Below are 13,078 nucleotides of genomic sequence, written 5' to 3'. Positions count from 1 at the left end.
ACCAATTCATTGGGTCAGACAAGATCCCATTGCGTTCGGCAGACTGCAAAAGCCTGATAACACAAGGTTTCAGCCATTTTCGCACATCGCATTTTAGGGCTTAGAATCGCCCCTGCGCCGCCCTGTCGGCCCGCCCTGAAACACGCCTGACGCACCTGCGCCATTCACGGCACAACGCAGGCGGTCAAAACCTGCCGATCCTGTCCGCCGCTTCGCTGATGCAAGGGCCCCCGGTCCGTACCAAAAAAATACGCTGCATGACCCTGCGTTTGATTGATTTGGCTCAACCGCGCCGCACAGCCACACCCTAGGTTGACCTTGAATGCGCAAACAGGGGAATCCGACCATGCCACCAATCGGTACATTTGACTGGACCAAATTACTTGCCAGCGATCAGGCCAAATCGAACGAGTTCTTCTCAAAGCTCCTCGGCTGGAATCGCGGACTGGCCGATATGGAGCCGATGAGCATCCTCACGCTTTTCCGGCTGACGGGAAAAGACATAGCAGGCATGACGGACCCGCTGACCGACTACACCAAGAACCACGCCCCATTTTGGTCCACATATATCGAGGTGGACGATGTCGATGCGCTTGCGGCGAACGTCGAAAACCTCGGTGGCCAGATCGTCGCGCCGCCGCAAGACGTCCCTGCGATGGGCCGTGTCTGCATGATCAGTGACCCGGCAGGCTCATCGGTTTGCCTGATGGCCCCGCCTACCCTTTCCGCAAGCTGATGTATCGCCTGATAAAAATCAATTGGGGCCGCAGCCGATGCAGTACCGTGTCAGGCAGACGGTAAGCTAGCGGGCCGGATTTCCCAGCCATGCGGTCAACCGCACGCAAAAAGGAGCGCAACATGTCCATGAACCACTTGATAGCCGCTAGTTTGATTGCCAGCCTTGCTGGTCCTGCTTTTTCGCAAGACCAAAGCGCGGGTCAGGGAGAGTATATGGTGGCTTGCGCCGTCTGTCATGGCGAGACAGCGATGGGCGATGGGCCGTTTGCGTCATTGATGAATGTCGAAGTTCCCGGATTGACCGGACTAAGCGCGGCCAATGAAGGCATATTTCCCTATCTCGAGGTCTTCATGATCGTTGACGGACGCACGGGCGTACGCAGCCATGGCACGGTCATGCCGATCTGGGGCGACCGTTATTCCCGCACCGCGCGCGAAGAATTCGGGTTCTACGGCGCAGAGGTGATCACCCGTGGCAGGGTCGGCGTCTTGGTCGATTACCTCGAATCAATTCAAGAATAATCTCGCGGCGCGGACCAGTTTGGCGCAGAACGTCCCGCGAAACAAAAAAGGCCCCCGCAACCGAATGCGGGGGCCTTTGCTTTGCCAAATGGCAATAATCTTATTCGTCGCGCTTCAGAGCCGCACCAAGGATATCGCCCAAGGATGCGCCGGAATCAGATGAACCGAACTGCTCAACTGCTTCTTTTTCTTCTGCGATCTCACGTGCCTTGATCGACAGACCCAGCTTGCGGGTCTTGCTGTCGATGTTGGTCACGCGCACGTCAACCTTGTCACCCACGCCGAAACGCTCTGGGCGCTGCTCGGCACGGTCACGGGACAGATCGGAACGACGGATAAAGGATTTCATGCCTTCATACTCGACCTCAATGCCGCCATCTTCGATCTTGGTCACTTCGACAGTGATGACCGAACCGCGCTTTACGCCGCCAACAGCATCCGCAAACGGATCACCGTCCAGGGCCTTGATCGAAAGCGAAATACGCTCTTTCTCAACGTCCACTTCAGCAACTTTCGCACGCACGATGTCGCCCTTGCGGAAATCGCCGATAACGTCTTCGCCGCGGCCTTCCCATGTCAGGTCGGACAGGTGAACCATGCCGTCGATGTCGCCTTCGAGACCGACAAACAGACCAAATTCGGTGATGTTCTTGACTTCGCCTTCGACTTCGGTCCCCTCAGGATGGGTCTCGGCAAAGACTTCCCATGGGTTGCGCTGTGTCTGCTTGAGGCCAAGGGAAACGCGACGCTTGGCGCTGTCGATTTCCAGAACCATGACTTCGACTTCCTGGCTGGTGGAAACGATCTTGCCGGGGTGTACGTTCTTCTTGGTCCAAGACATCTCGGACACGTGAACCAGACCCTCGACACCGGCTTCCAGCTCGACAAATGCGCCATAATCGGTGATGTTGGTCACGCGGCCCTGATGCACGGAACCCAGGCTGAACTTCGCTTCGACAGCGTCCCACGGATCTTCCTGCAGCTGCTTCATGCCAAGGCTGATACGGTGGGTTTCTTTGTTGATCTTGATGACCTGCACCTTGATCGTCTCGCCGATCGACAGGATCTCGGATGGGTGGTTGACCCGGCGCCATGCCATGTCCGTCACGTGCAGCAGGCCGTCAACGCCGCCCAGATCAACGAACGCACCGTATTCGGTGATGTTCTTGACCACGCCGTCAACTTCCTGGCCTTCGGTCAGGTTGCCGATGACTTCGGCACGCTGCTCGGCACGGGATTCTTCAAGGATAGCACGACGCGATACAACGATGTTGCCCCGGCGACGGTCCATTTTCAGGATCTGGAACGGCTGCTTGAGACCCATCAGCGGGCCTGCATCGCGTACCGGACGCACATCAACCTGTGAGCCGGGCAAGAACGCAACCGCGCCGCCAAGGTCCACGGTGAAACCACCCTTTACACGGCCAAAGATCGCGCCATCGACACGGTCTTCGTCAGCATAGGCTTTTTCCAGACGATCCCAGGCTTCCTCACGGCGGGCCATTTCACGTGAAATGACGGCTTCGCCACGGGCGTTCTCGACCTGACGCAAGAACACTTCAACAGTGTCCCCTACGTTGATCTCAGCTTCTTCGCCTGGGTTTGCAAATTCCTTAAGATCGATGCGGCCTTCCATCTTGTAGCCGACGTCGATAATGGCTTGGCCCGCTTCGATCGCGATAACCTTGCCTTTGACGACAGAACCCTCAGCGGGCGTGTCCATCTCGAAGCTTTCGTTCAAGAGTGCTTCAAACTCTTCCATTGTGTTAGCCATGTGGCAGCTTTTTCCTAATCTAGCATTTATACGGGCCGTGCGGTTGTCTCCGCCGGTCTTTAGATGAATGCCCACCTTCGGCGGGACGGATTTTAGTTGGTCGTTGCGCCCTTGCGAATATAAAACAACAGGGTCGGCAACCTACCGACCCCGCTCAGGTCTCACATCCGCGCCTGTATCGACACTTAGACAAGCTGCCATATAGGCCCGTTCAGGCTTGTTTGCAAGGGGAATTGGACCAATATCGCCCCGGCCACGTACAGCGCGGCACCCCCCCGCCTACACCTGCCGCAGACCCATTCAAAAGCTGGCGCAACACCGCGAAATCATTATGATTATAGCGACAGGTTGCCGTCATGCCACAGGCGGCGCTCATATTTGGCTGTTGCAAGGTTGGGTCCATGAAAGCGCGCTTCATCCGCTATATGTTGCAATTGCACCAGCGTCTGTGGGCCAGACCCTTGCTGTATTGCATCGTGGCCGTTTTCGCGTCGCTGCTTGCGCGGGCTGCTGACTATGGGGCGCTGGGGGCGCTGCTCCCGGAAATTACGCCCGATACAATCGAGACGCTGCTCACCATCATCTCCTCGTCAATGCTGGCCGTCGCGACCTTTGCCGTGGGGTCCATGATCGCCAGCTATGCGTCGGCAAGCGCGTCGGCCACACCGCGCGCCTTCACGCTTGTCCTCGCCGATGACGTCTCGCAGACAGCCCTGTCCAGCTTTATCGGCGCGTTCATCTTCAGCATCGTGTCGATCGTCGCCCTGAAAACCGGGTTGTACGACCGGGGCGGCCATTTCGTGCTGTTTATCCTGACCTTGGCGATCTTTGCATGGGTTGTGCTGACATTCGTGCGCTGGGTCGACAATATCGCCCGTCTTGGGCGATTAGGCACGACAATCGACAAGGCAGAGGCGGCCGCCCTCGCCAGCCTCAAGGCGCGGCGCCTCATGCCGTTTCTGGGCGGCGTTGCAAAAACATCCGCGAATACGCTTCAAGGCACCGCGGCGTTTTCGGCCAGAATCGGCTATGTGCAATACATCGACATCAAGGCGTTGCAGCACCTCGCCGAAGAACATGACCTGCGGATCATGGTTGATGCGATGCCCGGTGCCTTTCTTGCACCCGGTCGGCCCTTGGCGATTTTGGACAGGCCCGGCGATATCGACGAAAAAGTCGCCGCTAAAATCGCAGACACTTTCGTGATCGACGGCAATCGCAACTTCCATGATGATCCGCGCTTTGGTCTCATTGTTCTGTCCGAAATTGCAGCCCGTGCCTTGTCGCCCGCCGTGAATGATCACGGCACCGCAATTGTGATCACCGGACGTTTTGTCAGGCTCTTTGCGGCATGGGCCGAGCCGATGAAAAAAGACGAGGTGACAGAAGAAAAATATGATCGGGTGATCGTCCCCCCGCTGTCATTGGCCGAGATGTTCGGCGACGCCTTTACCGCCATAGCACGCGATGGTGCCGGGATCGTCGAGGTCGGCATCAGACTGCAAAAGGCCTTCGTGTCGCTGTCCACGCTCGACTGTCCGGGTTTTCACGAACAGGCCCGGCGCCATTCTGCGCTGGCACTGGACCGTGCCAAAGACCGGTTGTCGTTGGAGGATGATTTCGCGCGCCTCCAAAAGATTGCACGCCTGCTCACCTGACGTGCCTCACAGTGACCGCGCGACCAATATCCGGCATCGGCATCGGCATGGGTCGTCCCGCTAAGATGGCATTAACCAAATCTCAATAAACCTTAACACCAGCGCCGCGATCCGGCGAGGCAGCCCGCATGGGCGTACATTTGTACGTACAGCTTCTGCACGCATTCCATACGGGTTCTGCACCGTCTCGCAGCCCTTTTTTTCCTGCGAAATACCCCGTCAGCAGACCTGCGCGCCACGCCACCCCCGCACCCCGCGCGCGCGGCGTTAACCGCGATCCAGCGCCGCCTGCACCACCGCGACCGCGCGGGCCACGGCCTGCGTGATCGTCATGTCAGACGTATCGATCAAGACGGCATCCGCCGCCGGGATCAGCGGCGCGGTTTCCCGGCTGCTATCGCGCGCATCGCGTGTTCTGACATCGGCCAGCACCGCTTCTGGCGTTACGTCCAATCCCTTGTCGCGCAGCTCTTTGTACCGCCGTGCCGCACGGCATTCCGCACTGGCTGTCACGAACAGCTTTGCGGCCGCATCCGGGCAAATGACCGTGCCGATATCGCGCCCATCCAGCACCGCACCATCCGCCCGCGCCGCAAATTTGCGTTGAAAATCAACAAGTGCCGCGCGCACATCCGCGATCACAGCCACCTCGCTTGCGGCCTGTGCCACCGCCGGGGTCCGCAGCGCTTCATCCTCAAGATCGGCGGGGTCCAGCGCATTGGCCACCGCCACCGGGTCACCCCCGGCCAAAACCTTGGCACCCACGGCCCGGTACAGCAGCCCCGTATCCAGATGCGCAAAGCCGAAATGCGCCGCAACTGCCTTGGAAATCGTGCCCTTGCCAGCTGCGGCAGGTCCGTCAATGGCGACGGTCAATCGCATCAGCAGTCGCGCGCAATTTGCGCCCCAAGCTCTGCCATCAATGCCTCGAACACCGGAAACGATGTGGCAATCGGCGATCCATCATCCACGTGCATCGGCTGCTGCGTGGCCATGCCCATCACCACGAATGCCATCGCGATCCTGTGATCCAACCGGCTTTCCACCGTCACACCACCGGGCACCTCACCATGGCCAAGCCCCGTCACCTGCCACCAATCAGGCCCCTCATCAACCGTGACCCCCGCAGCACGCAGGCCCTTGGCCATTGCGTCGATCCGGTCACTTTCCTTGACGCGCAGCTCTTTGACGCCCTGCATATCGGTCACACCTTCCGCAAAGACAGCAACAACCGAAAGCACCGGATATTCGTCAATCATGCTGGCCGCACGCGCTGGCGGCACCACGACGCCGCGCAAGTTGGGCGAAAAGCGGGCGCGCAGATCCGCCACCGGCTCACCACCCTCTTCGCGCAGGTTTTCATAGGTCAAATCGGCACCCATCTCTTGCAAGGTCGTGAACAGACCCGCCCGCGTGGGGTTCAGCCCGATATTGGGAACCAGCACATCGGACCCCGGCACAATAATGGCCGCACAGACCGGAAACGCCGCCGATGACGGGTCACGCGGCACAACGATATTCTGCGCAATCAGCTCGGGCTGGCCGTCCAACGTGATCACCCGCCCCTCATCGGTTTGCGCGACATGCACGGTTGCGCCGAACCCCTGCAACATCCGCTCCGTATGATCGCGGGTTGCTTCCTTCTCAATCACAACGGTCTGCCCCGGCGCATTCAAACCAGCCAAAAGCACCGCAGATTTGACCTGCGCAGACGGAACAGGAACCATATAACGCACCGGCGCAGGATCAGCGGCACCCACGATCGTCATCGGCAAACGGCCCCCATGACGCCCGACCGCCTGCGCCCCAAACAGCGCCAAAGGATCGGTCACCCGCCCCATCGGCCGACCATTCAATGACGCATCGCCAGTAAAAGTGGCCGTAATAGGTGACGTCGCCATGGCCCCCATGATCAAGCGGACACCGGTGCCCGAATTGCCACAGTCAATCACACCGTCCGGCTCGGCAAACCCACCAACCCCAACACCCTGCACCGACCAAACGCCGCCACCGTGATCCGTCACGCACGCACCGAACGCACGCATCGCTTGCGCCGTATCCAAAACATCGTCCCCCTCCAAGAGACCCGTAATCCACGTCTCGCCAACGCATAGCGCACCCAGAATCAACGCACGATGCGAAATGGATTTGTCACCGGGCACATTGGCAATCCCGCTCAGCGGACCACATGCGTGCGATGTCATCGGGATAGGGCTACCGTGGCGGGACATGAAAGCTTCCTTTTTCAATACTACTGCCTGATAGCGCAGGCAAATGGCAGGGTCCATCGCCCCAACTTCTTCCGAGAGGAAATATCCCCCCCGGAGGGTCCGCAATCAGCGCCTGCGGAACGTCAAATAATGCGGGGTCCGCCCGTCACGTAACGCCTTTTGTTCATAGCGCGTAGACAGCCAATCATCCCAGGCCACGCGCCAATCGTAGGGGCGTTCTGCCAGCCACTCAAACCCCTGACGCGGCACCTGCTCCAATGTCTGCCGGACATAATCGGGAATATCCGTGGCGACCCGCAACAGGGCACCTGGCTTCATGACACGATGAAGCGGTGCAAGATGCTCGGGCGTCACGAAACGCCGGCGATGATGGCGCTTCTTCGGCCACGGATCGGGGTAATTCAAGAACACCTTGCTGATGGTCGCATCCGGCAAGACATCGAACACATCGCGCACGTCGCCGGGATGCACAGCAAGGTTGTCAACCTGCGCCTTGCGGATCTTGCCCAACAACATGGCAACACCGTTGATAAACGGCTCGCACCCGATCAAACCGATATCGGGGTAACGCTGCGCCATATGCACAAGATGCTCGCCACCGCCAAACCCGATCTCAAGCCAGACCTCTCTGCCGGGAAAAAGCGCCTGCAGGTCGATTGGATTGCGGCTGGGGTTTTGTTCCCAACTCACAGATCCCGGCGATAACGGCGCGAGGTCGTTTTCAAGATAATCATGTTGGCTGGCGCGGATGGTCTTGCCACGAAACCGGCCATAAAAATTGCGCCATGGTGCGCCCGAGGGGTGATTGGTTTTTGTCATGCGGCGGGATGTAACAAGCGCGACGCGTCACTGCAATCACCCAAGGTGGGTGGGTTGAAACCCACCTTTGTCAGACCGCGCGCTTCAACGCATCGACGAGGTCCGTTTTTTCCCAGCTGAAACCACCATCCGCGTCAGGCGCGCGGCCAAAATGACCATAGGCTGCCGTCCGCTCATAGATCGGCTTATTCAACTGCAAATGCTGGCGAATGCCGCGCGGTGTCAGGTCCATCACCTGCAAAAGCGCCCGTTCGATCGCCACGGGATCAACCTCGCCGGTGCCATGCGTATCGGCATAAAGTGACAGCGGCCTAGCCACGCCAATTGCATAGCTCAGCTGGATCGTGCAGCGCTCAGCCATACCGGCCGCAACCACATTCTTCGCCAGATAGCGGGCCGCATAAGCGGCTGAGCGGTCCACTTTCGTCGGATCTTTGCCCGAAAACGCACCTCCGCCATGCGGCGCGGCGCCGCCATAGGTATCGACGATAATTTTGCGCCCCGTCAGACCCGCATCACCGTCAGGGCCACCGATGACAAACGTCCCGGTCGGGTTCACCCACCATTCCGTCTGCGCCGTGATCAGCCCCTCTGGCAGGACTTCGCGAATATAAGGCTCGACAATCGCGCGAATATCCGCGCTGGTCTGGCTTTCGTCACGGTGCTGGGTGGATAGCACAATCGACGTTACCTCGACGGGTTTGCCATAGGCATAGCGCAGTGACACCTGACTTTTGGCATCGGGGCGCAGTGTAGGCTCTTCGCCCGACTTGCGCACCTCTGCCAGCCGGCGCAGAATTGCATGGGCATATTGGATCGGTGCTGGCATAAGCGCATCCGTCTCAGTCGTGGCGAAACCGAACATGATGCCCTGATCGCCCGCGCCTTCGTCCTTGTCGGCGGTCCCATTCACGCCCTGCGCAATATGCGCGGATTGTTCGTGCAACAGATTGGTGATTTCGCAAGTCGCGTGATGAAACTTGTCCTGCTCATAGCCGATGTCCTTGATGCAGGCCCGGGCGATGCCGTCGACACGCCCCATATAGTCTTTCAACTTTGCCTTATCCGACAGACCTACCTCTCCGCCGATCACAACGCGGTTCGTCGTGGCGAATGTTTCGCACGCAACGCGTGCCTCCGGCTCTTCGGTCAGGAATGCATCCAGAATAGCATCTGAAATCCGGTCACACACCTTATCCGGGTGCCCCTCAGAAACGGATTCCGAGGTGAAAATATAGTCTTTGCGCGTCATGGGGAAGTGCTCCAGTGTAATCCACTGCCACGTCAGGAAGCCGTTGTGACAGAACCGAGGAAACGTCTATGCCGTGGGTTGCGCGGCGTCAATCACTATCGCGCTGGCGCATAAAAGCCCCCGACAGCACCGCGGCCACAAGCAGCAAGATGACTGGCCAATCGCCCCAGCGGGTATAGACGGGTGCCGCCAAGGCTGGTGGCAGCGGCACATCAACGGCACCTTCCACATCCAGCGGAATCTGCGCCCGCAGGCGGCCGCGGGCGTCGATCATCGCACTCACCCCGGTGTTCGCGACGCGGACCATAGGCAGGCCCTGTTCAATCGACCGCAGCCGCGCCTGCGCCAGATGCTGATAAGGCCCCGCAGCCGTGCCGAACCAGGCGTCGTTGGTGATCAGCACCATCAAGCGTGGCCGCTGCGTGCCCCGCGCGATTTCTTCGGCAAAGATGCCCTCGTAGCAGATCAGCGGGATTGCCGGACCGATCCCCGGCAATGTGATCAGGCCATGCGCGGCCCCGGCCGCAAAGCCGCCGCCATCAGTGGTGGCCAGACCGGAAATACCAAATTGTCCAACCAGATTGCCGCCGGGGATGTATTCCCCAAATGGCACCAGATGTCGCTTGTCATAAATACCGGTAACCGCCCCCCCCTGCCCCATAACCACAAAGCTGTTGTAGAACTGCCCAATGTCATCCCGGCGCTGTATGCCGAAAACAAGCGGCGCGCCGCGCGCCGCGCCTTCAAGTAGGCTCATATCGCCAACGATATAATTGAGCAGGGATGGCACGGCGGTTTCGGGCCACACGATCAGATCAGGCACCGGCCCCTGCCCAGTCAGCGCCACCAGACGGTTCAGAAAGACATCCCTGTAGGCCGGGTCCCATTTCAGGTGCTGGGGCGCATTGGGCTGCACCAGCCGCACAATGGGCGCATCCGCCATCGGTGCGGGCGGCGGACCGGGCCGCACGACGAACCCGGCCACCACCATCAACGCCACGATGCCCAGCCCCCCGGCCCATCGGCCCGCGACCATCAATGCCACGGACCATGCCACCAGTACCGTGATCAAGCTTAGCAGATGTGGCCCGCCCAAGGCCGCGAGTTGGGCCAGCGCCGTCGGTACCCAGATATGCCCCAGCAGGGCCCAGGGAAACCCGCTCAGGATCAACGACCGTGTGACCTCTGCTCCGACCAGCATCAGACCGAACATAGCGATATTTCGTGGCATCAGACGCCCCGCGAGATACGCCGCCACCGCCCAGAATAACGCCGCCCCGCCCGCCATAAGCAGCAGCGCAAAGGGCGCCATCCAGCCGTGACGCGCGACATCCACCAAGAACGGCTCGATGATCCAGCGCAGGGTAAAGGCAAAGTAGCCCAGACCAAAAAACCACGCCTGCCCTGCCGCCTGCCGCGCCGATCGGCAGTCCCCATGCAGGACAAACGCGACCGCCAGCGCGACAATCGTCGCAGGCCACAGATCGAACGGAGCCTGCCCAAGGCCAGCGATAACGCCCGAAACCAAAAGCACCGCAAACCGCCCCGGCCGCGACAACATCGCAAAACGCGCCCGCAGGTTAGGCATCTTGTGCGCTTGGCAACCGGACCCGCAACCGCTTGATCCGGCGCGGATCAGCATCCACCACCTCGAATTCGGGACCGTCAGGATGGATGATCACTTCGCCACGGGCGGGCAAATGTCCCGACAACATGGTCACAAGACCACCCAGCGTGTCGATCTCTTCCTCGTCAATCTCGTGATGAGCGGTCAGGTTCATCCCGATCTCGGCTTCGAAGTCTTCCAGATCGGTGCGCGCCTGCACCATATAGACGCCGGGTTTTTCCAATACCCAGCTTTTGACCTCTTCGATGTCGTGCTCGTCCTCGATTTCGCCCACGACCTGTTCGATCAGATCCTCGATCGTGACCAGCCCGTCGGTGCCGCCATATTCATCAATGACCAGCGCCATGTGGATACGCTCGGCCTGCATTTTTTGCAGCAACACGCCCAGCGGCATCGACGGCGGCACAAAGATCAGCGGCCGCAGCATTTCGCGCAGGTTCATCGGCGCGCTATCACTGTTGAACCCGTGACGCAGCGCAAAATCCTTGAGGTTCGCAATGCCAATCGGCGTGTCCAACGTGCCGTCATAGACCGGTAGCCGGGTCAGCCCGCTTTCGCGAAACACCTCGACCAGTTCGTCTTTGGTGATGCCAATCGGCACCGCGACGATATCGGCTTTGGGCACGGAAACGTCCTCGACCCGCATTCGCCGCAGGTTCAGCATACCCAGCATGGACCTCGCAGGTTTGCTGATTTCTCTCGCGGCATGACCTTCTTCTTCTGCCGTGCTTGCCGTGCCAAAAGCACTGCGAATCCGGGCGAAAATACCGCCCTCTTGTATGTCTGTCTCATCCGATGGCGCGCTGTGCGCTGCCATAGATGGACCGTCGTCCGTCTCGCCCATTTTTCCCTTACCTATGTGGGCCACATGGCCCGATTATGCCCTATATGGGTCAGCGATACCCAGTTTGCCAAGTATCTCTGTTTCCAACCCCTCCATAAGGGTGGCATCCGCGTCACGTTCGTGATCGAAACCCAGCAGATGCAGCGTGCCATGCACCAGTAAATGCATGGTGTGATCTACTATCGGCGTGCCTGCTTCTGCAGCCTCTTTGGTGCATGTATCATAGGCGATTGCGATATCACCCAGCTCTTCGTCCAGACCCGGCTTGGGGCGCAGCGGCATTTCGCCGTCCGTTGCGGCCCCCCGCTCGCTTGACGGCCAGCTCAGCACATTTGTTGCCTTAGGTTTGCCCCGAAAGTCCGCGTTGAGCGTGGCGATTCGGGTGTCGTTGCAGGCCAGCAGGCTGATTTCAAAGTCATCAGGTGCAAGGCCAAGCCGCTCCAAAGCGGCATCTGTCGCGACCCCGGCCAGCCGTTCCAGATCAATATCGGCCCAACGGTGATCTTCGATCAGACAATCCACGGTCATCGGCTAGCTATGTCCTTCATCGGCCTCGTAGGCCTCGATAATTGCCGCCACCAACGGGTGACGCACCACGTCCTTGGACGTAAAGTAGTTAAAGCTGATCTTGGAAATATTCTTGAGCAGGCGTTCCGCATCCCATAGCCCCGAATTGACCCCGCGCGGCAGGTCAATCTGGGTGCGGTCGCCGGTAATGACCATCCGCGACCCTTCGCCCAGACGGGTCAGAAACATCTTCATCTGCATGGTCGTCGCGTTCTGGGCTTCGTCAAGGACCACAAAGGCGTTCGACAACGTCCGCCCGCGCATAAAGGCCAAAGGTGCAATTTCGATCACCTTTTCCTCCATCATCTTCGCCGCCTGCTTGCCGGGAAGAAAATCGCCCAGCGCATCATAAAGCGGCTGCATATAGGGATCGACCTTGTCCTTCATGTCGCCCGGCAGATACCCCAGCTTTTCGCCCGCCTCGACGGCCGGTCGGGACAAAATAATCTTGTCCACACGCCCGCTGATTAGCATATTCACGCCCACCGCTACGGCGAGATAGGTTTTGCCAGTGCCCGCAGGCCCGATGCCAAAAGCCAGTTCATTGTCGAAAAGCGCCTTCACATAGGCTTTTTGTGCATCTGTGCGCGGTTCCACGAGTTTTTTGCGGGTCTTGATCTCGACACGGGCCACCTCGCCCTTGAACAGCTCTATCTGATCCCCCGTGCGCGCCAGACCGCGCACCGTTTCTGGGCCCATCCGCAACTCTCGGTCAATATCGCCGGATTCAACACTGCGCCCCGCCTCAAGCCGCCCATAAAGCGACTTCAGCACCTCAAGCGCGGTCTGCCGCGCACCATCTTCGCCCACGACGGCAAGCTGGTTGCCACGGCGGATGATCTGCACGCTCAGCGCATCTTCAATGGTGGTCAGATTGCGGTCATATTCGCCGCAAAGGTCGATCAACAGAAAATTGTCGGGGAATTCCAGAAGCGATTCCGAAATGTCATCAGCGGGTGGGGTCAGCGCACCAGTGTCCAAACAGCTCTCCTTTGAATCTCTATATGGGTATCGTGGCAAGTGATTGGAACAGGCGCAAGCGCCGC

General features: G+C 59.4%; 12 protein-coding genes and 1 riboswitch. Of the genes, 3 read left to right on the top strand and 9 right to left on the bottom strand.

Features of this window, described 5'->3' with window-relative positions; genetic code table 11:
* Positions 1–346: 346 nt before the first annotated feature.
* Together QZ196_RS11965 and QZ196_RS11960 are read left to right on the top strand one after the other, a co-directional pair.
* Entirely contained in the window at positions 347–736 is a 390-nt protein-coding gene (locus QZ196_RS11965; RefSeq protein ID WP_296426697.1) for a VOC family protein, read from the top strand.
* A gap of 122 nt (positions 737–858) precedes the next feature.
* Entirely contained in the window at positions 859–1,260 is a 402-nt protein-coding gene (locus tag QZ196_RS11960; protein WP_296426695.1) for a cytochrome c, read from the top strand.
* Positions 1,261–1,360: 100 nt separating this feature from the next.
* Here QZ196_RS11960 and rpsA read toward each other — a convergent pair whose 3' ends face one another.
* Positions 1,361–3,034 carry a 30S ribosomal protein S1 gene (rpsA, locus tag QZ196_RS11955; protein WP_296426692.1) on the bottom strand — a complete coding sequence of 558 codons (1,674 nt, stop codon included), beginning with the start codon at positions 3,032–3,034 and terminating at the stop codon, positions 1,361–1,363.
* Between the two features lie 401 nt (positions 3,035–3,435).
* On the opposite strand from rpsA, the gene QZ196_RS11950 reads away from it, so the two are divergent.
* Positions 3,436–4,692 carry a DUF2254 domain-containing protein gene (locus tag QZ196_RS11950; RefSeq protein WP_296426691.1) on the top strand — a complete coding sequence of 419 codons (1,257 nt, stop codon included), beginning with the start codon at positions 3,436–3,438 and terminating at the stop codon, positions 4,690–4,692.
* A 267-nt stretch (positions 4,693–4,959) separates the two neighbouring features.
* Here the strand turns inward: QZ196_RS11950 and QZ196_RS11945 are convergent, their stop codons facing one another.
* From QZ196_RS11945 to QZ196_RS11910, 8 genes are all read right to left on the bottom strand, one after another.
* A complete protein-coding gene (locus QZ196_RS11945; RefSeq protein WP_296426690.1) occupies positions 4,960–5,574 on the bottom strand; it encodes a d(CMP) kinase in 615 nt (204 codons plus the stop codon).
* On the bottom strand, positions 5,574–6,923 hold the full coding sequence (aroA, locus tag QZ196_RS11940; protein ID WP_296426689.1) for a 3-phosphoshikimate 1-carboxyvinyltransferase: 1,350 nt from the start codon (positions 6,921–6,923) through the stop codon (positions 5,574–5,576). Before aroA ends, QZ196_RS11945 begins: the two co-directional genes overlap by 1 nt.
* A 105-nt stretch (positions 6,924–7,028) precedes the next feature.
* Positions 7,029–7,742: a tRNA (guanosine(46)-N7)-methyltransferase TrmB gene (trmB, locus tag QZ196_RS11935; RefSeq protein WP_296426688.1), complete on the bottom strand. Its 714-nt coding sequence runs from the start codon at positions 7,740–7,742 to the stop codon at positions 7,029–7,031.
* Between the two features lie 70 nt (positions 7,743–7,812).
* Positions 7,813–8,994, bottom strand: coding sequence for a methionine adenosyltransferase (gene metK, locus QZ196_RS11930; protein WP_296426687.1), 1,182 nt, complete (start codon positions 8,992–8,994; stop codon positions 7,813–7,815).
* Positions 8,995–9,001: 7 nt separating this feature from the next.
* A riboswitch (SAM-SAH riboswitch) is annotated at positions 9,002–9,049 on the bottom strand.
* 33 nt (positions 9,050–9,082) lie between these two features.
* Complete coding sequence (gene lnt / locus QZ196_RS11925; protein ID WP_296426686.1) at positions 9,083–10,582, bottom strand: apolipoprotein N-acyltransferase; 1,500 nt, start codon at positions 10,580–10,582, stop codon at positions 9,083–9,085.
* Positions 10,575–11,465, bottom strand: a complete 891-nt coding sequence (locus tag QZ196_RS11920) for a hemolysin family protein (RefSeq protein ID WP_296426685.1) — start codon at positions 11,463–11,465, stop codon at positions 10,575–10,577. Before QZ196_RS11920 ends, lnt begins: the two co-directional genes overlap by 8 nt.
* A gap of 33 nt (positions 11,466–11,498) precedes the next feature.
* The gene (gene ybeY / locus QZ196_RS11915; protein ID WP_296426684.1) at positions 11,499–11,993 is read right to left on the bottom strand and encodes an rRNA maturation RNase YbeY; all 495 of its coding nucleotides are present in this window, start codon (positions 11,991–11,993) and stop codon (positions 11,499–11,501) included.
* A gap of 3 nt (positions 11,994–11,996) precedes the next feature.
* Positions 11,997–13,013: a PhoH family protein gene (locus QZ196_RS11910; RefSeq protein WP_296426682.1), complete on the bottom strand. Its 1,017-nt coding sequence runs from the start codon at positions 13,011–13,013 to the stop codon at positions 11,997–11,999.
* Positions 13,014–13,078: the final 65 nt, after the last annotated feature.

This window comes from Yoonia sp. (assembly GCF_017854565.1).
Lineage (GTDB): Bacteria > Pseudomonadota > Alphaproteobacteria > Rhodobacterales > Rhodobacteraceae > Yoonia.
This window is presented reverse-complemented; position numbering and strand designations above follow the sequence as displayed.